We start from the raw sequence: 23,711 nt of genomic DNA, 5'->3' as shown, positions 1-23,711 counted from the left end.
ATCTTTTTCGTGTATATCTATCAATCGAGATCAAACAATACTAATACGATAAATGAAAGGAAGATAAATATGTATAATGGCCGAGATATGACTGAATTGTCAATGATTCCCAAAAACGAGTGGGAGGATCAGGAAATAAGATATTTCCACCACTCTTTCCAGCAAATCGTCCCCTACCTAAACGCAGAAGGCCAAACGATCCAGCGTGAAATAATTGAAGAGATTCAAAACCGCGGGGGATTACAGAACACGAAGAGCTGATAATAAAATGTTTGGCGGTCACATTGAAACTTCAATGTGACCATTTTTTCGTATGCTGTATCAGATTGAAGAGATAAACCCCATTTATTTTCCCAATTGTTTGTTTTCTCTCCAAAACGGTTACATTAATTCAAAAAACTGTTGAAAAATCTTCTGATGGGAAACTGAAAATGCATACTGCTCCATCTCTTCTAAAGTAACTAGTTTTAAATTATCTGTTTCTTTTTCCAACGAAAGCAAAGTCCCTTTATAAGCATTAATATTCCATGTTAAATGTGAGAAGACGTGCTCGATTTGGCCATTCATTTCGTTAATTTCAACGTCTGCTCCGTATTGTTCCTTCATAATCTCTTTTAGCTGAGTGGTTTCATGTTCATATGGCAACAAAATTTCTGTATTTGGGTATTCCCATAGGTTAGCGAGCAGTCCGTTCTCATCCCTTTTATGAATGAGAATCCTCCCCTGTTCATCCGTAAATACTGCTGCCGCGATTCGAACATGCCGATGTTTTTTATTTTTCGTTTTTACAGGCAGATCAGCAATGGTGCCTTCGTGGAAAGCATGACAATGTTCTCTAACTGGACATAATAAACATTTCGGAAAAGTTGGGGTACAGATTAGTGCCCCCAGTTCCATTAATGCCTGATTAAAGAAAGATGGATTTTCATGGGAAATGAGTTTTCTTACGGCCTCTTCGAAAATTTTTCGTGTAGAAGGCTTGGCAATATCGTCCCATATTGACAGAATTCTGGCCAAAACCCGCATAACATTTCCATCCACGGCCGGCTCTGGGATTCCGTATGCAATACTGAGAACAGCACCTGCTGTGTATGGACCAATTCCTTTTAAAGAGGATATCTCTTTTAAATTATCCGGAACCTTCCCGCCATATTTTTCTTCAACTTCTCTTACAGCTGCTTGAAGATTTCTGGCTCTTGAATAATAACCTAGTCCTTCCCATGCCTTCAGCACACGGTCTTCTTCAGCCTCTGCCAATGCTTTTGTTGTCGGAAACTGTTCCATAAACCGATGAAAATACGGGATGACCGTATCAACTCTTGTTTGCTGAAGCATAATTTCAGAAACCCAAACTTTATAAGGATCTTTGTCCTTCCTCCATGGCAAATCTCTTTGTTCTGCCTCAAACCAGCTTATTAAATCATGCTGAAATTCATTGATATCTATATGATTAATTTCTTGTAATTTCAATGTTTCTCCTCCAAGTAATTGGTAAATCCCCTAAATAGGATTAACAATAAAAATAACGGGAAAAATATATTGACGTATATTAATAAAATTTTAATTAGGTTTTTTCATCAAATTTAGCAACTCCTTTAAATTTAACGATTTTTATATGGTGAAACAAGCAAAATCATACTAAAATTAATATTAATGATTTCTTATTTAAGGAGGTTTTTCCTCTTGGATACAGGTACACATATAGTAATGGGTCTTGCATTAGCTGGTATTGCTACGCTTGATCCTGTTGTTGCAGAAAACACAGCTGCCACAACAAGCGTTATGATCGGGGCCATTGTTGGTTCACAAATTCCAGATATTGATACCGTATTAAAACTTAGAAGCAACGCTGTTTATATTCGTAACCATCGCGGGATCACTCATTCTATACCCGCTGTTCTCCTTTGGCCAATTGTTCTGACTGCTGCAATTTACCCTTTCTTTCCAGGAGCAAATTTACTCCATCTTTGGATTTGGACCTTTATTGCTGTTTTTCTTCATGTTTTTGTTGATATTTTCAATGCTTATGGAACTCAAGCGTTACGGCCTTTTTCATCTAAATGGGTCGCATTAGGTGTAATCAATACATTTGATCCTTATATTTTTGGCATCCATATTGTCGGACTTTTAATTTGGGCATTAGGTGCACACCCAGGGTATATATTTTTGCCTATATACTTCATTTTAATTTTCTACTATGTGTTCCGGTTTATTGCTCAAAAGAAAGTGTACTATGAGGTTAAAAGAATGATCCCTGATGCGACAGAGATCATTATTGCTCCAACTATGAGGTATAATAAATGGCGGATTGCCGTTATCAATAAACATCAGTTTTTTGTGGGACGTGCAGAAAATAATGAAGTGAAAATCATCGATCAGTTTAATCGCGTTCCTGTACCGGAAACTCCTGTATTAGAAGCAGCAAAGAAAGATAAAAACCTATCTGCATTTTTATCCTTCTCACCTGTTTATCGATGGGAAATTGATGTATATGATGATTATTATGAAGTACGTTTCATAGACCTGCGATATCGCAGCAATGATTATTATCCATTCGTGGCAGTTGTTCAGCTTACTGAAGATTTAGAGATCATTACTTCGTATACAGGCTGGATCTTTAGCGAAGAAAAACTGCGTAAAAAGCTTGATATTCTCCCTAGTTAAGAAAAAATCTGGTCCGATCAAGAGGGACCAGATTTTTTAATGAAGCTTGTTCGGATCTTGTTCTAATAAATGTTTGTATTTTGGATTTTTCGCTACAAATTCATGCAACTTATCCCCGTAGTGCTCAATCCATTGGCTGACCACTCTTTCCGTCATCTCACTGCCTTTATATTCCCTGCCTGCTTTTGCATAAGTCGTTTCAAAGTCATCCCATAAAAGTTCAACCCATGTTTGAGCTAGGCTAGCTGAAAGATGTTCGTTTTTCTCAAGTAGTCTTTCATATAATCTTTTTTGGTATTCATTCATTTTCATGACCTCTTTTCCAATTACTTATCATCATACAGGAATGGGAAAGATCCATACTATTAATACGTGATGAGCATTGCATACCGCCTTTGCTTTTCACGTTCTTTCATCCCTTGTCAGGAGGCTGTTGAATTATGCGTAATAAAGCGAAAAACTTCCCAAACCAAAATAATAATAAATTTGAAGGGGAGCCCCGTGCGAAAGCCGAATATGCTTCTAAAAGGGCGGATGGGACTATAAATACACATCCCCAAGAAAGAATGAGAGCTTCTTCCAATCGCGATAGTGATACACCTGAATTTTAATTATTTTTGGATAAGAAAGAGGACTTTACCTCTTTCTTATTTCTTAATTAACATTGAAATAGGCAGGGCCTCTTCTCCACCACCGTTTAATCGGTATCCCCAAGCAAAAACACCGTTCATATAGTCAATTTTAAAATGAGAGCCTGGTGCACCTTCTATTTCATAAATATATCCTGGTTTAAAATCATCTGGATTTAATAAATATGCTTTTGCCATTACAGCCTTTCTTTCAAGAACTGCATATTCATTGACCATCCCCATTTGCTCTGCTTTTCTTGCCTTTTCATTTAACGAGGCAATTTCCTGCTGTAATTCATATGGAGTCATTTCACTATATCTTTTTTCCTGCATTTTATACACCTTCCTGTCATGCACCTTTTTTTACCTAAAGGGCATCCTAATAGCATCATATTAAAGTATATTGAAAAAAGGACAAATAGAAAAGAAGTAAAAGCTTCTATCATTATTTGGTACAATGAATGAAGAATTTCGCTTAAAGGTGTGACGAAAATGAAATCCATCATTATTACAGGTTCAGGCTCAGGATTGGGCAAAGAACTCGCCTTATTATATGGACAAAAAGGCTACCATATTATCCTTGTAGGCAGGTCAATTGAAAAGTTAAAATCAGTTGAAAAAATGATTGTTGATAATAATGGCACTGCTAGCTCAGCTGCAGTTGATATTACAATCCCTGATGAAGTAAATTCTTTTATAGAAAAGATAAGCACCGACTTTCATTTGTATGGACTCATTAACAATGCAGGTACTGGATTTTTTGGACCGTTTGAAAGAACAGCCATCTCAGACCTAGAAAGTATGTTTGCAGTGAATGTATTTGGAACAATCAATGTGACTAAAGCTTTTCTTCCTGCCATTAAAGAAGGCTTTGTGATGAACATTATTTCAACAGCGGGTTTACGAGGAAAGCTGAACGAAGCGGGATACTGCGCAAGCAAATTTGCTGTACGGGGACTTACTGAAAGCCTCCAAAAGGAATATGAAGATACGAATATAAAGATAAAAGCTGTATATATGGGCGGTATGGATACTCCATTTTGGGATCAAAGTAACCATATAAAAGACAAATCTCGGCTTCAATCTCCTGCAAAAATAGCAGAAATCATTTATGCAAATAGAAATCAGGATACAATCATAATTGAAAATAAATAATACTTAACCCATAATAATTAACCCTGCCAATGAAGAGTGGCAGGGTTGCTTATTCTTCTTCTTTTAATTCATCAAGAATTTGTTCGATCAATTCGATAGAAAATCCTTTGCGGTAAAGGGTCTGTTTCATTTTCTGCCTATATTCAAACCCAGATAGATGTGAATATTTGCGATGTGCCTTTTCAGCATGCGTTCGAAGAGCTGACATTTCCAAATCCTCCCCCTTATCCATTTCCGTTTCAGCAATTGCTGCTCGAATGATTTCATTTGAATATCCTTTTCTAAAAAGGGTCTGCTCAAGCTTCTGTTTCGTGATTCTAGATGAATCCCTCGTATTCTTTTCAACAAATTTAGCGCAAATCTTCAGCGCTGCTTCAAATTCCCTTTCAAAAGGAAATTCCTTCATTGCCTTATCAATAATATCCTCGGAAATCCCTTTTTCTCTTAATTCCCCCCGAATAATTCCTGATCCTTTATCTGTCGTGTTCATTAAAGTTCGTACGAAAGCAATTGCAAACTCCTGATCGTTTAGAAATTTGTACTCATTTAATTTATGAATAACTTCTTGTATGACGATTTCATTTACTTCTTTTCCTGATAAATACTGTCGGACTTCTTTTTCTGATCGCATTCTTCTTGATAAATATTGAATCGCTGTATTATAGGCTTTACGAATGTCATCTTGATAGCCGATTTCCAAAATAGCAAATTCGTCTAGCTCCACTCCTTTTTTAAGCCCATGCTTAATTAATACATCCTCATCGATGCTAAAAGCGTATTTTTCATCTAAAAAAATATTATACCGGTCCTTTAGTTTTTCCTGCACGGTAATTTTCGTAATGGTAGGCATTTTGTTCACCTCTATTATAATGTATCATAAAGGATTTCATAACTGCATAGAGAACTCTATATTAATATGCTAATTTTGAAGGAGAGCAGGAATATGAAAATTGCTTTGACAGGCGGAACTGGCTTTGTTGGCAGAGCATTAACAGAGGAATTGATTAAGAATGGCCATGAAATTTTTATTTTAACGAGAAATACCAGTACTCGAAAAAACACTGATAATATCACTTATATCTCGTGGTTAAACGAAGGGGATCATCCTGAAGAAACACTTGAAGGAATAGAAGTCATCATCAATTTGGCTGGAGAATCCATCAATAGCGGCAGGTGGACGGAAAGTAGAAAAAAGAGTATATTGAAAAGCCGAATATCAGCAACAAAGGAAGTACTAAGGATACTGGAAAAATTAGAACAAAAACCTTCTGTACTAATCAATGCAAGTGCAATCGGATACTATGGTACCTCACAAACAAAAACTTTCACAGAGGACTCATCTGATAAGGGGACTGATTTTCTTGCCCAAACTGTACAGCGATGGGAAGCTGAAGCTTTAAAAGCTAAAGAAATGGGGATTCGTACAGTGTGCTGCCGCTTTGGAATTATTCTTAATGGAGAGGATGGCGCACTGCCGAGAATTGCACTTCCGTATAAATTATTTGCAGGCGGAACAGTAGGATCGGGTGAGCAATGGGTTTCTTGGATTCATTTAAAGGATGTAGTGAACGGGATTATTTTTGCCATTCAAAACGAACAGATGAATGGTCCTATAAATTTTACAGCTCCTACTCCTGTGAAAATGAAGGAATTTGGTCAAATATTAGGAAAGGTTATGCACCGGCCGCATTGGATTCCCGCTCCTGGTTTTGCATTAAAAGCTGTACTAGGCGAGATGAGTGTTCTCGTTCTTGAAGGTCAGAATGTTCATCCAGCCAAGCTGACTTTAAATGGCTATCCATTTTTATTCAGGCATTTACAGGAAGCTTTAGAGGATATTTACTAAAGTTTGGTATCATTCCTTTCAATTAAGGGAAAAATAATAGTGGTATGAGTTTTTACCTTATTTTTTTGAAAGGGTGATCGGAATGGATAAAAAAACAAAGGATAAGAAAAAACGTTCTCTATCTGCCACTCAGGAGGTTCTCTATTCACGTGAGTTTAAGATGGCTGACCGGGCCGGCGGTTATTTAGATGGCAGACATAATAAACATTAATTCCCATCATTAGATCGAGAGTGGATAGCAAACAATAAGGACGGAAGCAATTACAGTTTCCGTACTTTATTGTTGAAAGGGGTTTTTGCTATGGGCCGTTCACGCGGACAAAGATCTCGAGACAAAAATAAAGCAACACTTCCTCAAGTACCTAAAAATATGAAATCGGATGGAATTGATGAGGAATTTTCACAAGAGCTAGCAGATCAAGCTGATCTTGAAGCACAAGCACGTGCAAATGCAGCTAACCAGCGGGCAAAAACACGACAAAAGAAAAAATAAAGTAAAGCAGCAAGGGTAAGCTCCTTGCTGCTTAAATTATTAAAGCCTGTTTGTTTTAAAGCCTTGAAATTGCCTTTTCCTAATATATTCTTAACGTATGGGATTGCATAACGGTCAACACCCTAGTTTTGCAGCTTCCCTCTTACTTCCATGAAGCTGAAAATAGAAGCCCTTTTGCTTTAATAATGATTGATGTGTTCCTTCTTCAATAATTTTACCTTCATGAAGAACAAAAATCCGGTCTGCATTTTGGATAGTATTTAATCGGTGAGCAATGACAAAGCTCGTTCTGCCTTTCATCAGCTCCTGCAAGGCCTCTTGAATTTTTAATTCGGTTACTGTATCAATACTGCTCGTTGCCTCATCTAGAATAAGAATGGACGGGTTGGCAAGAAATGCCCTTGCTATTGATAACAGCTGCTTTTGACCCTGGCTAATTCCATTTCCGTCCTGGTTTAATAATGTGTTATATCCATTTGGAAGCCTCATAATAAACGAATGGGCATTTGCCATTTTAGCTGCTTTAATCACCTCGTTATCGGATGCATCTAACTTCCCATAACGGATATTTTCCATTACCGTTCCTTGAAACAAAAAGGAATCTTGTAAAACAAAGCCCATATGTTTTCGGAGACTTTCCTTTTTTATTCCTGTGAGCGGCTTTCCATCTATTAAGATCTCCCCGCTATCTACTTCATAAAATCGTGATAACAGGTTAATCATTGTCGTTTTCCCTGCACCTGTTGGACCGACAAAAGCTGCCGTCTCTCCGGGCAGGACATGAAAATTAACATTCCTAATAGTATTTCCATCTTCTTCATAACCAAAGCTTACTTGGCGAAATTCGACTTCTCCATTCACAATGGGCATTTCCTGAAGTGAGCTTTCATTTGGAAACTCATCATCTTCATCAAGTATTTCAAACACTCTTTCTGCACCTGCAATGGCTGATAGCAGTGTATTGAACTGGTTCGCCAAATCATTCAATGGCCGAGTAAACTGTCGTGCATATTCCGTAAAGATCACAATCACTCCGATTGAAATCCATCCTTTTAATGCAAAAATCCCGCCAATCCCTGCAATAATCGCAAAGCTTAAATTGTTAAGAAAGTTCATTACCTTTGGAATAAAACCCGAATACGTTTGTGCCCAATATCCTGCTCCCCGTAATCTTTCTCCTTTTTCCAAAAATTCCTGGATCACTTTGTTTTCTTGAGAAAAAGTTTTAATAATTCTTTGCCCAGAGATTGTTTCTTCAATAAATCCATTTAATTCCCCAAGATTTTTCTGCTGCTCTTTAAATAGTACACCCGTCCTCTTTGTAATCCACTTCATCCCCAGAAACATGAGAGGGACAATTACTAATGTCAGCAATGTCAAAAACGGACTAAGCCACAGCATAACGGTCACAGTCCCGACAAGTGTTAAGATGCTTGAAAAAATTTGAATAACAGAGCTATTTAAAGTAGAGCTGACATTTTCGATATCATTCGTAATTCTGCTCATTAGCTCCCCATGCTGTCTTTTATCAAAGAAGGGAATTGGCAGTTTATGCAAATGCTTAAATAGCTTTGTCCTCATCTCAAATACAGTGTTTTGTGCAATGCCAATCATCCAGTAATTTTGAAACCAAAGAGAGAGTGAATAAGCTGCATAGATGCCTGCGAGCCCAATAAGCAGTGTAAAAAATCCATCCGTACTTTTTTTCACAATATAGTTATCAATCGACATTCCTACTAAATATGGACCGAGCAAACCTAAAACAGAACTAATTAAAACCATTAATAAGACAAGGAACAATAATCCTTTATTATTTGAAAGAAAATGCCAAAGCCGTTTTATTGTCTGCCTGTAGTTTTTGGTTTTAGCTTTTTCTTTACGTTGCGGTTTATTTTCTCTCTGTTTTAATACGAACGGTTTTTTATATTGAAATGGCCTTTTAAACTCGTTAAGCATAATTTCTTCGCTCCTCCCTCATTTGAGATCGGACAATTTCCTTGTATAGAGGAGACTCATCTAATAGAGTTTCGTGAGTTCCTTCGGCTAAAAGCTTCCCTTCCTCAAGAAGTAATATCAAGTCTGCTTCCATTGCTGTACTAATTTTTTGAGTAATAATAAAGGTTGTACAAGTATATGACTTCAATGCCTCCAGCAATTTGGCTTCTGTTCTCATATCCAAAGCACTTGTGCTATCATCTAGCAACAGGATTTTCGGCTTTCTAACGAGAGCTCTCGCAATGGACAGTCGCTGCTTCTGACCGCCTGATAGGTTAACTCCCTTTTGTCCAAGCCTTGTTTCGAATTTGTTTGGAAAAGTCTCAATCGTTTCGTAAATTTGTGCATTTTTAGCTACTTCTTTAATTTCGTCTTGGCAAGCATTTTCTTTGCCCCATGCAATATTTTCTTCTACAGTTCCTGTGAATAATAATGCCTCCTGTGGAACAAACCCAATTTTCCTGCGAAGATTCTCCATTTTCATTTCACGAACATTAATTCCATCAATTAATACTTCACCTTCATTTACATCATATAGCCTTGGAATAAGCTGAAATAATGATGTTTTTCCAGAGCCGGTTGCTCCTAATATCGCTACAGTCTGTCCGGCCTCCACTGAAATAGAGATATTTTCTAGTGCAGATGAATCTGTTCCCGGATATTGAAAGCTAACATTCTTAAATTCAACCCTACCTTCCCGTATAAATAGGCTTGAATCTGCATCCTCCTCGTCAGTTAGATCAACCTTTGCCTGAAGCACTTCGACAATCCGATTTGAGGATGCACGTGCACGTGAGAAAGCCATGATGATAAAAGAAAAAATCGAGAATGCTCCTGAAATTCTAGTCGCATAGTTTACAATAGCGACTACTTCCCCTACCTTAATTTCGCTGCTATTTACCTGTATGCTTCCATACCAAAGCACTCCCAGAATCGATAGGTTCATAATAATTAGCAACACAGGCATTGTCACTTCCATTAATCTTAATGCCTTAACGGTTTGATCCTTTAAATCTCCATTTGCTTGTGTAAAGCGCTCTGTCTCATGATTTCTCCTTACGAATGCTTTGATCAACCTTATTCCAGTTAATGTCTCTCTCATGACACCATTCACTGAGTCCAATTTCTCTTGAACCATCTTAAACAGGACCCCGCCAATTCCCATAATCCATTTAAGAAAAATAAACAGAAATGGAACAACAATGGACAAGATAAGTGCCATCTTTACATTTACATAGAATGCCATAATTAGACCGCCGATAATCAATAAAGGAGCACGCAGCATGATGCGTAAGCTCATAAATAAAGTGTTTTGGACTTGGGTAATATCATTTGTCATTCTTGTAATGAGCGAAGATGCCGGAAATAAATTAAAGTTAGCAAAGGAAAAGGATTGCACCTTTTCAAATAGACTTCTGCGAATATCAAAGCCAAAGCTTTGACTAGCATGTGCAGCATAGAACGAGTTAAGAACACCAGAAGCAAAGGAAATAAGTGAAAATACAAGCATAATGCTTCCCCATTTTATGACAACGGATAAATCTTTTTGTAAAATGCCTTCATCAATAATTTTAGCCATGAACAACGGCTGGACCAGTTCAACTGCAAGCTCAGTTAGTGTTAACACGAGTGCAATGGCTACCGCGATCCGGTATGGCTTTAAAAACGATAATACCTTTAACATTTGTCCTCCTCCAAAGCTGTTTTCAATTCATATATATGTTCAACGATACTTCGAAACCCTAAATAATTTCAGTTATTCTTATCATACCTCTTTTTACCGAATATTTAAATAATAAAGTTCATTGTCCAAAACCGACAAAAGAACAGCACAATTATTGTTTTTCACAAACATTGTAGACAGTTGTCACACAATTGTAGAATTTATCTTAGCTAATGGAATGTTAGGCATTCACTAAATTCACGGAGGTGGAATATTTTTGGAAGCGATTACTAGAGACTTTTTCCTCTTTCTTTCTAAAAGCGATACTTTAAATAGAATTGCTCAAAAAAGCGGTGGAAAATTCGCACAAGGTAAATTGATTGGCGGTCTTGATTTTCCAAGTTCAATCGAATTTATCAGAAAGTTAAATATGCAAGGATTATCTGTTACTGTCGATCATTTAGGAGAATTCGTAGATTCAGTTGAGGTTGCTAATGAACGTACAGAAGAATGTATTCGTACGATTGAAATGATCAGTAAGGAAAAGCTTGATTCACATGTTTCTTTGAAAATGACTTCTCTTGGACTTGACATTGATCGTGAATTAGTTATGAAAAATATGACTAGAATCCTAGATCGTGCTGAAAAACATCAAATTATGGTGACGATTGATATGGAGGATGTTCCTCGCTGCCAGGCAACAATTGATATTTTTAAAGAGTTAAAAGAGAAATATACATATGTTAGCACTGTTCTTCAAGCCTATCTATATCGTACCGAGCAAGACTTGAAAGATCTTAGTGCCTATCAGCCATTTCTGCGTCTTGTAAAAGGTGCGTATAAAGAATCAGCGGATGTTGCATATCCTGATAAAAAAGACGTGGATGAGAACTATAAAAAGCTCATTAAACAAAGCTTATTAAGCGGCAACTATACAGCGATCGCATCGCATGATGATGCCATCATCGAGTATACAAAAAATCTTGCCAATGAGCATAACATTCCGAATGATCGTTTTGAATTCCAAATGCTTTACGGAATGAGAAATAAAACTCAATTAGAGTTAGCAAAACAAGGCTATAAATTCCGTGTCTATGTACCATACGGTTTAGACTGGTACGGCTACTTCATGAGAAGACTAGCAGAAAGACCAGCCAATATTGCATTTGCCTTCAAAGGCATGGTAAAAAGCTAAATTATATCAAAAGGAGCGAATATAATGATTCCATACAAACACGAACCATTTACTGATTTTGCAATTGAAGAAAATAAACAAGCTTACTTAGAGGCTATTAAACTAGTTGAAGGCTACCTTGGCCAAGATTATCCTCTTGTTATCGGCAATGAAAAAGTAACAACTGATAGCAAAATCGTTTCTTATAACCCAGCAAACAAAGAAGAAGTAATCGGAAGCGTTTCTAAAGCAAGCAAGGATCTAGCTGAAAAAGCGATGCAAGCAGCCGTTACAGCATTCGAATCTTGGAAAAAAGTAAAACCTGAAGTGCGTGCTGACGTATTATTCAAAGCAGCTGCGATTATTCGCCGCCGCAAGCATGAATTCTCTGCTCTTCTTACAAAAGAAGCTGGTAAGCCATGGAATGAAGCAGATGCTGATACAGCTGAAGCAATCGATTTCCTAGAATACTATGCTCGTCAAATGCTTCGAATCAAAGACGGTATGCCTGTTGAAAGCCGTCCTGGCGAATACAACCGCTATGATTATATTCCACTAGGTGTCGGAATTATTATTTCGCCTTGGAACTTCCCATTTGCGATCATGGCTGGAACTACTGTTGCTGCAATCGTAACAGGAAATACAGTTCTTCTAAAACCTGCTTCTACAACACCAATTGTAGCAGCTAAGTTCGTAGAGGTTATGGAAGAGGCTGGACTTCCTGCTGGCGTACTGAACTTTGTTCCTGGAAGCGGCGCTAAAGTTGGCGATTACTTAGTTGATCATCCGAAAACACGCTTTATTTCCTTCACTGGTTCTCGTGATGTCGGTCTTCGCATTTTCGAACGTGCATCAAAAATTAACGAGGGGCAAATTTGGATGAAACGCCTAATCGCGGAAATGGGCGGTAAAGATACTATTGTCGTTGATAAAGAGGCAGACTTAGAATTAGCTGCTCAATCAATCGTTAAATCAGCATTTGGCTTCTCTGGCCAAAAATGCTCTGCATGTTCACGTGCCGTTATTGTAGAAGATGTATATGATCAAGTATTAAATCGTGCAGTTGAGCTTACAAATCAGTTAACACAAGGTGATCCAACAGATCCTAGCAACTATATGGCAACTGTAATTGACCAAAGTGCTTTCGATAAGATTATGAGCTACATTGAAATCGGCAAGCAAGAAGGAAAGCTAATGACAGGCGGCGAAGGAGACGATTCCAAAGGCTACTTCATTAAACCAACTATTTTCGCTGATCTTTCTCCTGAAGCACGCATCATGAAAGAAGAAATCTTTGGACCAGTTGTTGGCTTTACAAAAGCGAAGAATTTCGATGAAGCAATCGAAATTGCAAACAATACTGAATATGGCTTAACAGGTGCCGTTATCACAAATAACCGCGAAAACATTGAAAAAGCACATGAAGATTTCCATGTTGGGAACCTTTACTTCAACCGCGGCTGTACTGGTGCGATCGTAGGCTACCAGCCATTCGGTGGTTTCAACATGTCAGGTACTGACTCTAAAGCAGGCGGCCCTGATTACCTTCTTCTTCATATGCAAGCTAAAACTACATCTGAGATGTTTTAATTATAGAATCAATCGGCTTTCGGGCCGGTTGATTTTTTATTTTCCGAAAAAAACTATACAGAAATACTCAATGTAAGTATGATAGAATCTAAGGTTTATGTTTATATTTTACGAAGATTTTATATAGATTAAAATTCTTAAGAAAGGAGAAGCCGAGTGAACCAGCCATTGGAAAAGATTTTAACTCTTTCTGACATTGATGAAATTACCGATCTCATTAGTACCTATTTGAAAAAGCCTGTTGTTATAGAAAATGAACAGTTTTCTTTAATAGCCTACAGTTCTTTCTATATTGAGCAATTTGACAATGCGAACCAACAAACCATTTTCTCAAAGCGCTGGCCGATTTCAATTTTGGAAAAATTTATGGATGAAGGAATTGTTGATAGGTTAAAGATGGAAACTAAGCCCTTTCGAATAAAGGAAATGAAAGAAATTGGCTTAAATCAGCGGGTTGTCATGAGTGCCAAACATAAGAATAAAATCCTCGGTTATATTTGGATTCAGGAAACGAATCATCTTCTTACCGAAACGGAGCTTCAATTCTTATCTGATGTTTCCTTGCAAATTGGCAAGCTTCTTTATCAAAAAATGCAGGAAAAGCTAAAAAAAGATGAAGAAAAAGCCCTCTTTTTCAAAAAAATTATCCATGATGTGCATCTATCAGAAAATCAATTGAAATGGGAAGCAGCGAATAAAAATATTATTATTCCAAGTTCGTCAATAATTACAGTCTTTACAATAGCGCAAAGTGAAGAGGATATTTTCGATGAGCTAACAGAAACTGTTCGACTGTTTGCCAACGCTCTTAAAAATCCCTCTCATCTTTTTTGCGATGGGCTGAAGATTATTGTGGTCATGGGAAGTAATTCGGACAACACTAGACAATTGATGAATAATGCTAACGAACTAACGAATACAGTAGTGAGTCAATTTAAAAATCAGCCTATTTTTGCCGGCATTGGACGTCCTTATTCTTCTATTATGAAGATGAATCAAAGCTATAATGAGGCTCTTGATGTAATCAATTCTGCTAAATTTCTCGGCTCTCCTCAACAAGTATACGAATATAAAAAGCTTGGAGTTTTTCACTATCTAGAAACGATTTCCCGACACAATAAACAGATTAATTATCAAAATGAAGATCTGATGATTCTAAAAAGAAAAGATCAAGAAAGTCAAACAGATTTAGTCAATACATTAGAAATTTACTTATTAAATAACGGCCGGCTTAAGCAAACTTCTGATCAGCTTTTTATTCATATTAACACACTAAAATACAGAATTAAGCAAATAACGGAATTAACTGGGCTTGATCTGGATGATTTTAATCTAAGATGTCAGTTATTTATTGATTTGCAGCTGATGAAACAGAAACAATGAACACAAACAGATGCCTCCTTTTATGGGGCATCTGTTTGTGTTCTTTATTTTTGCAGCTTGATATACCCAACTTCCTCAACAATTTTTTGTCCTTGAGGACCTTGCATCCATTCTAAGAAAGGACGAATCGTTTCCTTCTGATTATCCTTTAACGAAATGGCATACAGTGAAGCGGTAAAAGGGTATTTTTCACTTGATATATTGACCGGATTTGGTTCTACTCCATTAATCGCCAGCAGCTTAATATCAGAACTTGGGTTCATGCCAGTGGCGAAGAAACGGAAGGAAAATCCGATCGCGTTTTTGTAATTTCGATAATCTGCGACCTGTTCCATAATTCCGCCCATCCCTCTCGGCACCTCTTCTTTTAGTGGCTTCATGATTGGAGTATCTCCCATTATTTTTTCTAATAGAGTTTGGCTCCCAGAGTTTTCAGGCCGCTGAAAGGCAACAATACGTTCATTACTTCCATTTAATTCAGACCAATTTTTTATTTTTCCAGAGTAGATGCTTTTAATTTCTGGAACAGTTAAACTATTAACCTTATTATCAGGATTAACGAAGAAAACAAATGCTTCTTTTCCAATTGGCGTCATGACAAGTTCTTTTCCCGCCTTTTTCGCCATTTCGATCTGTGATTTCGAAGGTTCCGCACCAAAATAAATATCGATTTCTCCAGAAAGCAGCCGTTCATAAGCATAGATCGTATTTGTAAAGGTAACAATTTCCTCTGAATGATTAAGTCTGGCTATATTTTCATAGGTTGAGTTAGCAAAAGCCGAATAAACGGGATAAGCCGCCTCAGCCCCATCCAAAATCGGCATATCTTTACGTTCAGTTATGTTAAATGCTGCTTCTTCATCAAGCTTGGGGAGACGATTATTCCAATTCGTCACGGAATATGGTGTCAAGTCAGTACTGGAGTAACCTCCCCCGTAGTCAAATCCATATGAAGGTAAAACGTTTTTACTTCGCTGCCATTGAATGTTTGCTCCTGTTCCAAATGCAATCATTGAGATTAATAGAATAGTTAGGAGCTGCTTCCAAGTAAAAATCAGGCGCTCTTTTCTTACCATCACCGTAAAAATAAAGACAAAAATAAACGCAAGCTCATATGCTAATGGTGCCCAAATAAACAGACCGCCCACTCCCATGAATGATCCTATTAAAAATATTGGAGCAAAAGCAATATGAGAAATCCCGAAAAACAGCCATATATCTGAACCGTAAAATCCGTCTGTAATGACCATAAAAATCGCCCATAGAATTCCTGTATAAAGGAGCGGGATTAAAAAAAGCAATAATCTACTATATGATTTTTCATTCTGTTTTTCCTTTTTACCAGCATTAAAACCAATGATGCCGCCGCCTATAATAAGCGGAATAAGTGAAGAAACCATAACATTATCTATTCCACTCATTAAAATGACAATCGTTAAAAATGACAGTCCAAACGGGATAATTCCAAAATATAAAAACAGCGCCCCTAATTTTTTCATCAGTATGTACACGTCCCTCTATAAATAATTAGTGTAATTTTACACTTTTTAATTCTTTTTAACAATATACTTTTCAAATTTTATGCAAAAAAAGATGCCATAATAAATATGACATCCGGGACAAAGGGACGGGTTCAGCGTCCCAATATTAAACTTCTAATTATAGTAAATCTCTTCTTAATTCTTCAGCAGACTTCGGAGATAGATAAACTGGCGCTACTTCAAATACAGACTTAGCTCCAGCCTGCCCCTCTTTGTTCAAACGATATGCAGCACGTGCATATGCTACTAATACACTAGAGGTAAATTCAGGATTGCTATCGAGGTTAAGTGAAAACTCAATAATTTGTTTGTTTTCATTGGTCTGTCCGCCTCTAATCACGAAACCGCCATGTGGAAGCTTCGAATGGTTAGCTTTCAGCTCATCTTCAGAGATAAAATGAACTTCTGTATGATAATCAGCAAAATAATTCGGCATCGTCTTGATCGTTTCTTCAATCTTTGACTGATCATAGCCTTCTTCTGCCACAACATAGCAAACACGTAAATGCTTTTCAGAAGTTGTCAGTTCCGGATTAGCACCGCTTCTTACCTTTTCAACAGCTTCTTCAATCGGAACTGTATATTGAACGGCTCCTTTAACCCCTTCAATTCGGCGAACCGCATCCGAATGCCCTTGGCTGACGCCTTTTCCCCAGAATGTATATGTTTCACCTGCCGGTAAAATCGCTTCTCCCATTAGACGATTAATTGAGAATAAACCTGGGTCCCAGCCGACAGAGATAATGCTTGTTTTTCCACTTTCTTTAGCAGCTTTATCAACCGAATCGAAATATTCTGGAATTTTCGCGTGTGTATCGAAGCTATCAACTGTATTAAACAGCTTTGCAAACTCAGGTCCTTGCTGAGGTAAATCGGTCGCTGAACCACCACAAAGAATCATGACATCAATCTTATCCTTATAATTTTCAGCCTCGGAAATATGTAAAACTTTTAAACTATCATTTTGAACGGAAATACTTTCAGGTGATCTTCTAGTAAAAATTCCTTCTACCTGCATATCTGAACATTGCTCGATTGCAGCTAAAACTCCACGTCCAAGATTTCCATATCCAACAATACCTACTCTAATTCCATTGCTCATTGTGAAATCCCTCCATTGCTGAAATTAATAAGGAGATGCATCCTTTTTATTTTTACATCTTACCTTTTTTTAGAAAAAGATACAATATAAAAACCTTTACTACATTAAAGTTTTTTTATGGTAAACCTACCAATTTTCTAGGAAAACTCTATTTTAAATTGTTGTCTGCTTACCTTGTTTGCCGAGAATACCTTTTCGGTGTAGGTCATATCACTACCATTCATCAATAATACTGTTGAACTTCTTGTCCCATAACCTTCACTTTTAATAAAAAGCGGAGAAAGAATCCTCTCCCACTCGAGGGAAACGCCGGTGTTTGGTAGGAAATCATCTGGTGCTTGGTCAGTATTTTGCAGAAGTTTGAATAGCTCATCCGTCAAATTATTATTTTTTTGGTCCGAGATTGCCGATAATCCCTCTTTTCCACTTTTAACTTTTGGCCAATTTGTGTTTAACAGATGGTTACTGACTCCATAGATGCCAGGTTCAAGCTTTTTGATTTCATTCTGGATGTTTGAATAGTAGTATAGCTCTTCCCCATCGCCAACTAATAAATTGTAGCCTGGGTACATTTTTGCTTGAAGTGCTGCTTTTTGAAGATACTCTTCTGGTTTTTCATCGCTTTTTAAAAATCCTGCTACTAATTCTCCACGTGTTTGCTTGCTGGTTGCGTTTTCCTTTGGATCCCTGTAATTCGTGAGGGCAGCAAACCTGCCAGTTTTTGTGACCCCCATCCAAGTTCCCAATTTTTCAAGATCACGTCCAGCTAAAATTTGCGGTTCATCTTCCCAAAAATGCGCCGCTGCCGTTGGTCTCGCGTAATATTCATCCCGGTTCGCTGCAACGATGAGTTTGTATGTGGGATGGACTTTAAATGCAAATAGAATAAGACACATTTATTAACCTCCTTTGTTCGATTAATCATTTATTTGGATGAAAGAGAGCACATCAACGAAATCTCTTTTTTATAGTTTCTCAATAAATATGAAACCAAATTACCCATTTTTCATTAAAACAAGGAAAATAACATTTTAAATGGAATATACAAATATTATAATGACATTTTATCGAAAGGAATACGTGATGAAAATTAATAAGTATTTGTTATTTGGTGGGGTGGCTGCCGTATTCATAAGTATAATAGGAAATTACCTGGTATTTGTCTCGAACCAGTTGGAGAAGCCAATTATGTTAAAGCACTACTATTATTTACCTTCTAATTTATCCATGCTGAATTTATATTATATTGATAACCGCAGCGATAATCTAGAAATTCAATCGATATCCATCCCTGAGATTGACGAAATGTTTTATTCTCCTTTGTACGAAGGACCTTCTCACGGCCAAACGATTGGTCAGTACAAATTAAAAACCTATTATCTTAAGTTGGACGAAACCTTTATGGCTCAAAATAGGAGCTTTAATAAAATTATTGCCCATCTTGCAAATGGTGAAAGCATAGAATTGGATGTCGGTGAAGTTACCTTATATCAGCACCTGGATCGAGCCTTATCATCACTGAGCAGTGGCAGCTCGAGTGACCACACTGGATACCATATTTTTAAAGCATTACAGGATGTAGAGATTACTAGTTTAAATATCCCATATGCAGAGGAATTAACAAACACACTTTCTTTAAAGCTTAATAGCAATGGGGTAGAACTTCAGGATTTTTTAAATCAACCGGTTCCGGAAATTCTTCAAGATACAGGAGAACCACCATCAGCAGAACTATTTCCATTGAAAATAAGATCAGAAGAACTCCTTTCCGTAAGATATCAATTCACCTTTCCAGAAAATGACGAAAATCGCTTGAACTTCTATGATTTTGATGTGAGTTTGCAGGGAATAGGCGATGGCGGGCAGAAATTCACAGATACCTTAAATCTTAACTATCGGCCCTATCTTGATAAGAAAGACTTAAAAGCAATAGTTCAGGAGGGCCGAAATGACTAACATACCTTTTTCCATTAACAAAATCTTTTGGGGATTGATCTTTGTCCTAGTTGACTTAAATATTGTTTATTTCGATTTATTACCGGATATCATCGGGTATTTAATAGTCGTTTCTGGCTTAAGTCAGCTTCAGCCTCACTCCTCGTATTTTTCAAAGGCTAAAGTTTTCGGCATTCTATTAGCACTATCATCTTTAGTGATCGTCTTTATAAATCCCCCGATACCAATGGAGGAATTCGGAATTTCAAACATAACGCTATTTAGCTTGCTTACTCAAACAATCCACAGCATTCTGCATTTATTTTTAATCATATATGCAGTTCAAGGGCTCATTGTTGTGGCGGAAAAAGAGGAGTTTTTCCATCTTCAAGAAAGTGCGAAAAAAGGATTGCGCATTTATATCATTGGTACACTTGCTGCATTAGCTGCCATGCCATTTGTATGGAATGCAGATGAATCGAAATCGTTTTTAATCATTATCATAAGTGCTTTGGTAACCATCATTATAGAAATCATTATCCTTGTTTTACTAAGGCGCTTTAGAAAAAGATTTATGGTCCTGTAAAATACTGCCCAGTTACTATAATTAACTTGGCAGTATTTTTTTCATAATGGACAATGTCCCTCCCAAACTACTCTTTGATAATCTTGAGCATCCGTATCTCCTTCCGTGCTTATGAGAAGAACACGAGATTGTGAGTTTAGAAGCAGTTCTTCACAGATTTGAGGATTATTTTTTCGCAAATAATAGAGGAGCCCAAGCGTAACTGCACCAGATTCTCCCGAAACGACACGAGGGTCATTCTTCAATGGATTACCATACACTCGCATTCCGAGTGCGGCAATACTGTCAGGACAGGAAAATGCGCCTAAAGCATATTGCCTCAGAATTCGAAATGCTCGTGTATTTGGTTCTCCGCAAGCAAGACCAGCCATGATCGTATTCATATCTCCTGTGACTTTTTCCCGTTTTCCTTCAGCGCTTGAAAAAGAACGATAGTAGCAATCTGCCTGATCGGGTTCAACTACAATGATTTTCGGCGGGTTATCTCTATAATGCTGGACCATATACCCCGCTATCGCCGCAGCAAAAGAACCAACACCTGCTTGAAGAAAAATATGGCTAGGCGACTGCCCGTTATCCTCATTTATATCCTCTACTATTTCTTTAGCCATTGATGCATATCCCTGCATAATCCAAAGCGGAATATGATCATAGCCTTCCCATGCAGTATCCTGAACCATGATCCATCCATTTTCACTAGCAAGATCAGCACATAATCTTACGGTATCATCATAGTTTAGTTGAGTTATATCCGCTTCAGCCCCTTCATTCCTGATTGCTTCTAGACGCTGTGATGACGAACCTTTAGGCAAATAAATAACCGATTTCTGGCCGAGTTCTCTTGCAGCCCATGCGACACCACGGCCATGATTCCCATCTGTCGCAGAAATAAAAGTTAACTCCCCTAGCTTTTCCTTTACCCTTGGCGATTGCAATTCGGCAAACGATAAATTTTCTATGCTTTCTCCGAGTAGCTCAGCTAAATACTTGCCAACTGCATAAATTCCACCCATCACCTTAAACGCATTAAGACCAAAACGCTGGGATTCATCTTTAACTCTAAAATCAGCAACACCCAAATGTTTTGCTAGGTTTCTCAGTTGGTACAAAGGTGTTTTCGTATATACCTTATGTGTTTTTTGAAACTCATGAACTTTATGTATTTCCTCGTCTTGAAAAAAAGACAATTCTTCCTCATTATATTCAGGCAAGAAATGTTGATTTTTAACCCAATGTATTTCAGTATTTACTGTTTTCTGCATACTCCATCCCCCCTGCATTATTAATTCGACATCTTAATGAAAGCTCCTCCACCAAAAAATAAGGCATCTGCCCAATAACCCGACAGATGCCAAATGTCACAACCAAGCCTTCGATAGAAGCTGAATGCCTTGCGAAATTTCTTCCTCAGGCATGATTCCAAAGCCAAGTAGAATAGTCTTATTATCACTCTTTCCGTAGGCCGATACAGGATATACTTTTATGTTATATTTTAATGCCTCTGCAACTAGCTCTTGCTCATTCATCCCGTTGTGAACACGAACCAATACATGCAGACCGGAATCCTGTCCAATGATTTCAGCAGAATTTGGGAAAAATGAAGAAATAGCGGCTACTAGCTCATTACGTTTTCGATGGTAAACAACCCGCATTTTATTGATATGCTTCTCCCAGTATCCTTCTACAATAAACTTCGCTAATATTTCTTGATCGATCCGCGATACTGTTTGACTGTATATGAAAAATTCTTCCTGATATTTTTTAATAAGCAGCATTGGAAGTACGAGATAGCTAATTCGTAATGACGGAATCAACGCCTTTGAAAAAGTCCCCATATAAATTACTTTTCCATCACGATCCATTCCCTGTAACGCTGGTATTGGCTTACCTGAATAACGGAATTCGCTGTCGTAATCGTCTTCAATAATGAACCTATCTTCTCTTTCTTCTGCCCACTTTAATAACTGCATCCTCCTTGAAATCGGCATAACCAATCCACAAGGAAAATGGTGGGACGGTGTAACAAATACAGCATTGGCAGTAGTTTTCTCTAAATGAGAGACCATAATCCCCTCCTTATCCAGCGGGATCATCTCTACATTTTCTTCCCCCTTTTCAAAAATAACAAATCTCCGCTGATACCCTGGGTCTTCCACTGCAAAACGGCTCCCGGCAAGCAGCTGAAATAATAATCGATACAAATAGTGTGACCCAGCACCAATGACAATTTGACTTGGCGAGCAATAAACGCCACGGGAATGAAATAAATATTTTGCAATTGTTTCACGGAGTTTGAACTCTCCTTGTGGATGGCCAATTCTTAATATTTGCTCATTTTCTGGCCGGATTACTTCATTCGTCAGCTTTCTAAAGACTGCATATGGAAACGCTCCGCTGTCCACTCCTGTATGAGAAAAATCAAAGTGATAAGTTGGATCATAAAATAGCTTTTCTGGGATATCCTTGTTGAGCTGTTTTTCTTGAAATATTAATTCTTGCTCAATATTACAGACAAAATAGCCTTTGCGTGACAGTGCCTCTATATAGCCTTCAGCAATAAGCTGCGAATAGGCATTCTCAATTGTATTCTGGCTAATGCCTAAATAACGGGATAGCTTGCGCTTTGATGGCAGCTTCATATTTGGCTGCAACTTCCCCTTTTTTATTTCACTTTTAATATATTCATATAATTGGATATATAATGGCATTTCATTATTCAAATCCAGCTTTGGTGTAAGCTCCGGCATAAACTGATCCCATCCCCATTTTAAAAACTGATACTTTCATTAGTATCAGTTGACTTATATAATACCTCTATCAATAGCATTCTATTTAATGAAAATCAAGGGATTTTGTTTAGGAGGTAAATGTTCGTGAAACCAAGACATCTAGGTCTGCTGATGATTATTAGCGGCGCCACATTATGGGGATTTTCCGGACCGATGATTCAATGGCTTTTCCAAAATACAAAACTATCTTCAATCGATTTTTTAATCGTTCGTCTGCTAATGGCAGGCTTTCTCATTTTAGGTTTCTTAGTTATTGCTAAAAAAGATATTTTTAGTATTTGGAAGCATCCCCGCCACTGGATGGGGCTAATCGTTTTCGGTACACTTGGGATGCTCGGCGCTCAATATGCATTTATTGAAGCTGTTTATGTCAGCAATGCTGTTACCGCCACGTTGTTCCAGTTTTTAGCCCCTATTCTGATTACCATTTATGTTTCTTTCCAAGTGAAGAAACTGCCGTCGATGGTTCAGTTTATTGCGATAATGGCTGCATTAGCAGGAGTCTTCTTGTTAATAACTAACGGTTCATTAGAAAATATAGTTCTTACTCGGGAAGCGATTATTTTTGGAATTTTAACAGCGGTCGGATTTGCTTTTTATACGATTCAGCCGAAAAACTTAATTACAGAATGGGGAACGTTAGTCATTATTGGCTGGGGAATGTTGATCGGGGGTATTGCGTTATTTCTTTTCAGTCCGCAATTTAGCTTCCATGATGTCGAAAATGCTTTAACTTTTTCAACTGGCTCAATGTTATTTTTAACTATTTTAGTTGGAACGTTTTCCTTCATCCTCTACATTGGCAGCTTAAAATATCTATCTGCAGCAGAATCTAGTTTATTATCAAGTATTGAGCCCCTTGTAGCTGCGGTTGTTTCGATTATTTGGCTAAATGAAACATTTGGGGTTTATCAATTAGCTGGTGGGGTGTTTATTGTCGCTGCTGTTGTCCTGCTTTCTCTGCCGGAGAGGGAGGTAAATCAATCTATTAATATTGAAAACATATCGGAAAAGTCGTTCATGTCATAAGGCAGGGGCGCGGATATTTCTGGAAAGGCGCGGATATATCTCGAAAGGCGCGGATATATTCTGGAAGGTGCGGATATTTTCCGAAAGTTGCGGATATATTCCGAAAGGCGCGGATATATCTCGAAAGTAGCGGATAT

General features: G+C 37.6%; 24 protein-coding genes. 13 read left to right on the top strand and 11 right to left on the bottom strand.

Annotated elements, in window-relative coordinates:
- Positions 1 to 69 precede the first annotated feature (69 nt).
- A complete protein-coding gene (locus tag H0173_RS08010; RefSeq protein WP_221845833.1) occupies positions 70 to 261 on the top strand; it encodes a cytosolic protein in 192 nt (63 codons plus the stop codon).
- A gap of 120 nt (positions 262 to 381) precedes the next feature.
- Here H0173_RS08010 and mutY read toward each other — a convergent pair whose 3' ends face one another.
- Complete coding sequence (gene mutY, locus H0173_RS08005; protein WP_260631091.1) at positions 382 to 1,470, bottom strand: A/G-specific adenine glycosylase; 1,089 nt, start codon at positions 1,468 to 1,470, stop codon at positions 382 to 384.
- A 213-nt stretch (positions 1,471 to 1,683) separates the two neighbouring features.
- Between mutY and H0173_RS08000 the strand changes: the two genes are divergently transcribed.
- Complete coding sequence (locus H0173_RS08000; RefSeq protein ID WP_221845832.1) at positions 1,684 to 2,664, top strand: metal-dependent hydrolase; 981 nt, start codon at positions 1,684 to 1,686, stop codon at positions 2,662 to 2,664.
- A gap of 36 nt (positions 2,665 to 2,700) precedes the next feature.
- On the opposite strand, the gene H0173_RS07995 is transcribed toward H0173_RS08000, so the two are convergent.
- Positions 2,701 to 2,970: a YfhJ family protein gene (locus H0173_RS07995; RefSeq protein WP_221845831.1), complete on the bottom strand. Its 270-nt coding sequence runs from the start codon at positions 2,968 to 2,970 to the stop codon at positions 2,701 to 2,703.
- A 134-nt stretch (positions 2,971 to 3,104) separates the two neighbouring features.
- Here H0173_RS07995 and H0173_RS07990 point away from each other — a divergent pair, with 134 nt between their 5' ends.
- Positions 3,105 to 3,275: a small, acid-soluble spore protein K gene (locus tag H0173_RS07990; protein WP_221845830.1), complete on the top strand. Its 171-nt coding sequence runs from the start codon at positions 3,105 to 3,107 to the stop codon at positions 3,273 to 3,275.
- 36 nt (positions 3,276 to 3,311) lie between these two features.
- Here H0173_RS07990 and H0173_RS07985 read toward each other — a convergent pair whose 3' ends face one another.
- A complete protein-coding gene (locus tag H0173_RS07985; protein ID WP_221845829.1) occupies positions 3,312 to 3,626 on the bottom strand; it encodes a YfhH family protein in 315 nt (104 codons plus the stop codon).
- A gap of 159 nt (positions 3,627 to 3,785) precedes the next feature.
- On the opposite strand from H0173_RS07985, the gene H0173_RS07980 reads away from it, so the two are divergent.
- Positions 3,786 to 4,448, top strand: a complete 663-nt coding sequence (locus H0173_RS07980; protein WP_221845828.1) for an SDR family NAD(P)-dependent oxidoreductase — start codon at positions 3,786 to 3,788, stop codon at positions 4,446 to 4,448.
- Positions 4,449 to 4,497: 49 nt separating this feature from the next.
- Here the strand turns inward: H0173_RS07980 and recX are convergent, their stop codons facing one another.
- Positions 4,498 to 5,298: a recombination regulator RecX gene (gene recX, locus H0173_RS07975; protein ID WP_221845827.1), complete on the bottom strand. Its 801-nt coding sequence runs from the start codon at positions 5,296 to 5,298 to the stop codon at positions 4,498 to 4,500.
- 93 nt (positions 5,299 to 5,391) lie between these two features.
- On the opposite strand from recX, the gene H0173_RS07970 reads away from it, so the two are divergent.
- From H0173_RS07970 to H0173_RS07960, 3 genes are all read left to right on the top strand, one after another.
- Entirely contained in the window at positions 5,392 to 6,294 is a 903-nt protein-coding gene (locus H0173_RS07970) for a TIGR01777 family oxidoreductase (protein ID WP_221845826.1), read from the top strand.
- An 82-nt stretch (positions 6,295 to 6,376) separates the two neighbouring features.
- Positions 6,377 to 6,505, top strand: a complete 129-nt coding sequence (locus H0173_RS07965; RefSeq protein WP_221845825.1) for a YfhE family protein — start codon at positions 6,377 to 6,379, stop codon at positions 6,503 to 6,505.
- Positions 6,506 to 6,595: 90 nt separating this feature from the next.
- Positions 6,596 to 6,787 (top strand): YfhD family protein, encoded by a 192-nt coding sequence (locus H0173_RS07960; protein WP_221845824.1) that lies wholly within the window; start codon positions 6,596 to 6,598, stop codon positions 6,785 to 6,787.
- Between the two features lie 114 nt (positions 6,788 to 6,901).
- On the opposite strand, the gene H0173_RS07955 is transcribed toward H0173_RS07960, so the two are convergent.
- Positions 6,902 to 8,743 carry an ABC transporter ATP-binding protein gene (locus H0173_RS07955; protein ID WP_221845823.1) on the bottom strand — a complete coding sequence of 614 codons (1,842 nt, stop codon included), beginning with the start codon at positions 8,741 to 8,743 and terminating at the stop codon, positions 6,902 to 6,904.
- Positions 8,736 to 10,466, bottom strand: coding sequence for an ABC transporter ATP-binding protein (locus H0173_RS07950; RefSeq protein ID WP_221845822.1), 1,731 nt, complete (start codon positions 10,464 to 10,466; stop codon positions 8,736 to 8,738). The genes H0173_RS07955 and H0173_RS07950 overlap by 8 nt, the downstream gene beginning before the upstream one ends.
- A 256-nt stretch (positions 10,467 to 10,722) precedes the next feature.
- Here H0173_RS07950 and H0173_RS07945 point away from each other — a divergent pair, with 256 nt between their 5' ends.
- The 3 genes from H0173_RS07945 (at position 10,723) to H0173_RS07935 (ending at position 14,592) form a co-directional block, all read left to right on the top strand.
- A complete protein-coding gene (locus tag H0173_RS07945; RefSeq protein WP_221845821.1) occupies positions 10,723 to 11,640 on the top strand; it encodes a proline dehydrogenase family protein in 918 nt (305 codons plus the stop codon).
- 24 nt (positions 11,641 to 11,664) lie between these two features.
- The gene (gene pruA, locus H0173_RS07940; RefSeq protein WP_221845820.1) at positions 11,665 to 13,209 is read left to right on the top strand and encodes an L-glutamate gamma-semialdehyde dehydrogenase; all 1,545 of its coding nucleotides are present in this window, start codon (positions 11,665 to 11,667) and stop codon (positions 13,207 to 13,209) included.
- Between the two features lie 156 nt (positions 13,210 to 13,365).
- Positions 13,366 to 14,592 (top strand): PucR family transcriptional regulator, encoded by a 1,227-nt coding sequence (locus H0173_RS07935; protein WP_221845819.1) that lies wholly within the window; start codon positions 13,366 to 13,368, stop codon positions 14,590 to 14,592.
- A 44-nt stretch (positions 14,593 to 14,636) separates the two neighbouring features.
- On the opposite strand, the gene H0173_RS07930 is transcribed toward H0173_RS07935, so the two are convergent.
- The 3 genes from H0173_RS07930 to H0173_RS07920 all read right to left on the bottom strand — a co-directional run bounded on the left by H0173_RS07930 (position 14,637) and on the right by H0173_RS07920 (position 18,131).
- A complete protein-coding gene (locus tag H0173_RS07930; RefSeq protein ID WP_221845818.1) occupies positions 14,637 to 16,091 on the bottom strand; it encodes a PstS family phosphate ABC transporter substrate-binding protein in 1,455 nt (484 codons plus the stop codon).
- A gap of 160 nt (positions 16,092 to 16,251) precedes the next feature.
- On the bottom strand, positions 16,252 to 17,235 hold the full coding sequence (locus tag H0173_RS07925; protein WP_221845817.1) for a diaminopimelate dehydrogenase: 984 nt from the start codon (positions 17,233 to 17,235) through the stop codon (positions 16,252 to 16,254).
- Positions 17,236 to 17,372: 137 nt separating this feature from the next.
- Entirely contained in the window at positions 17,373 to 18,131 is a 759-nt protein-coding gene (locus H0173_RS07920; protein ID WP_221845816.1) for an NRDE family protein, read from the bottom strand.
- A gap of 292 nt (positions 18,132 to 18,423) precedes the next feature.
- On the opposite strand from H0173_RS07920, the gene H0173_RS07915 reads away from it, so the two are divergent.
- Together H0173_RS07915 and H0173_RS07910 are read left to right on the top strand one after the other, a co-directional pair.
- Positions 18,424 to 19,191 carry a hypothetical protein gene (locus H0173_RS07915; protein ID WP_221845815.1) on the top strand — a complete coding sequence of 256 codons (768 nt, stop codon included), beginning with the start codon at positions 18,424 to 18,426 and terminating at the stop codon, positions 19,189 to 19,191.
- Entirely contained in the window at positions 19,184 to 19,756 is a 573-nt protein-coding gene (locus H0173_RS07910) for a hypothetical protein (protein ID WP_221845814.1), read from the top strand. Before H0173_RS07915 ends, H0173_RS07910 begins: the two co-directional genes overlap by 8 nt.
- A gap of 41 nt (positions 19,757 to 19,797) precedes the next feature.
- On the opposite strand, the gene dpaL is transcribed toward H0173_RS07910, so the two are convergent.
- Together dpaL and pdxR are read right to left on the bottom strand one after the other, a co-directional pair.
- On the bottom strand, positions 19,798 to 21,018 hold the full coding sequence (dpaL, locus tag H0173_RS07905) for a diaminopropionate ammonia-lyase (RefSeq protein WP_221845813.1): 1,221 nt from the start codon (positions 21,016 to 21,018) through the stop codon (positions 19,798 to 19,800).
- A 96-nt stretch (positions 21,019 to 21,114) separates the two neighbouring features.
- The gene (gene pdxR / locus H0173_RS07900) at positions 21,115 to 22,503 is read right to left on the bottom strand and encodes a MocR-like pyridoxine biosynthesis transcription factor PdxR (RefSeq protein WP_221845812.1); all 1,389 of its coding nucleotides are present in this window, start codon (positions 22,501 to 22,503) and stop codon (positions 21,115 to 21,117) included.
- Positions 22,504 to 22,623: 120 nt separating this feature from the next.
- Between pdxR and H0173_RS07895 the strand changes: the two genes are divergently transcribed.
- On the top strand, positions 22,624 to 23,574 hold the full coding sequence (locus H0173_RS07895; RefSeq protein ID WP_221845811.1) for a DMT family transporter: 951 nt from the start codon (positions 22,624 to 22,626) through the stop codon (positions 23,572 to 23,574).
- The last annotated feature ends 137 nt before the right edge of the window (positions 23,575 to 23,711 follow it).

Origin of the sequence: Bacillus sp. S/N-304-OC-R1, assembly GCF_019749375.1 — a bacterium.
GTDB lineage: Bacteria > Bacillota > Bacilli > Bacillales > Cytobacillaceae > Cytobacillus.
This window is presented reverse-complemented; position numbering and strand designations above follow the sequence as displayed.

What these genes read in the sequence shown, in the direction of transcription:
- H0173_RS08010 (WP_221845833.1), top strand. Translation starts at nt 70, where the DNA reads ATGTATAATGGCCGAGATATGACTGAATTGTCAATGATTCCCAAAAAC.
- H0173_RS07995 (WP_221845831.1), bottom strand. Translation starts at nt 2,970, where the DNA reads ATGAATGAATACCAAAAAAGATTATATGAAAGACTACTTGAGAAAAAC.
- H0173_RS07990 (WP_221845830.1), top strand. Translation starts at nt 3,105, where the DNA reads ATGCGTAATAAAGCGAAAAACTTCCCAAACCAAAATAATAATAAATTT.
- H0173_RS07985 (WP_221845829.1), bottom strand. Translation starts at nt 3,626, where the DNA reads ATGCAGGAAAAAAGATATAGTGAAATGACTCCATATGAATTACAGCAG.
- H0173_RS07980 (WP_221845828.1), top strand. Translation starts at nt 3,786, where the DNA reads ATGAAATCCATCATTATTACAGGTTCAGGCTCAGGATTGGGCAAAGAA.
- recX (WP_221845827.1), bottom strand. Translation starts at nt 5,298, where the DNA reads ATGCCTACCATTACGAAAATTACCGTGCAGGAAAAACTAAAGGACCGG.
- H0173_RS07970 (WP_221845826.1), top strand. Translation starts at nt 5,392, where the DNA reads ATGAAAATTGCTTTGACAGGCGGAACTGGCTTTGTTGGCAGAGCATTA.
- H0173_RS07965 (WP_221845825.1), top strand. Translation starts at nt 6,377, where the DNA reads ATGGATAAAAAAACAAAGGATAAGAAAAAACGTTCTCTATCTGCCACT.
- H0173_RS07960 (WP_221845824.1), top strand. Translation starts at nt 6,596, where the DNA reads ATGGGCCGTTCACGCGGACAAAGATCTCGAGACAAAAATAAAGCAACA.
- H0173_RS07955 (WP_221845823.1), bottom strand. Translation starts at nt 8,743, where the DNA reads ATGCTTAACGAGTTTAAAAGGCCATTTCAATATAAAAAACCGTTCGTA.
- H0173_RS07950 (WP_221845822.1), bottom strand. Translation starts at nt 10,466, where the DNA reads ATGTTAAAGGTATTATCGTTTTTAAAGCCATACCGGATCGCGGTAGCC.
- pruA (WP_221845820.1), top strand. Translation starts at nt 11,665, where the DNA reads ATGATTCCATACAAACACGAACCATTTACTGATTTTGCAATTGAAGAA.
- H0173_RS07930 (WP_221845818.1), bottom strand. Translation starts at nt 16,091, where the DNA reads ATGAAAAAATTAGGGGCGCTGTTTTTATATTTTGGAATTATCCCGTTT.
- H0173_RS07925 (WP_221845817.1), bottom strand. Translation starts at nt 17,235, where the DNA reads ATGAGCAATGGAATTAGAGTAGGTATTGTTGGATATGGAAATCTTGGA.
- H0173_RS07920 (WP_221845816.1), bottom strand. Translation starts at nt 18,131, where the DNA reads ATGTGTCTTATTCTATTTGCATTTAAAGTCCATCCCACATACAAACTC.
- H0173_RS07915 (WP_221845815.1), top strand. Translation starts at nt 18,424, where the DNA reads ATGTTAAAGCACTACTATTATTTACCTTCTAATTTATCCATGCTGAAT.
- H0173_RS07910 (WP_221845814.1), top strand. Translation starts at nt 19,184, where the DNA reads ATGACTAACATACCTTTTTCCATTAACAAAATCTTTTGGGGATTGATC.
- dpaL (WP_221845813.1), bottom strand. Translation starts at nt 21,018, where the DNA reads ATGCAGAAAACAGTAAATACTGAAATACATTGGGTTAAAAATCAACAT.
- pdxR (WP_221845812.1), bottom strand. Translation starts at nt 22,503, where the DNA reads ATGCCGGAGCTTACACCAAAGCTGGATTTGAATAATGAAATGCCATTA.
- H0173_RS07895 (WP_221845811.1), top strand. Translation starts at nt 22,624, where the DNA reads ATGTTCGTGAAACCAAGACATCTAGGTCTGCTGATGATTATTAGCGGC.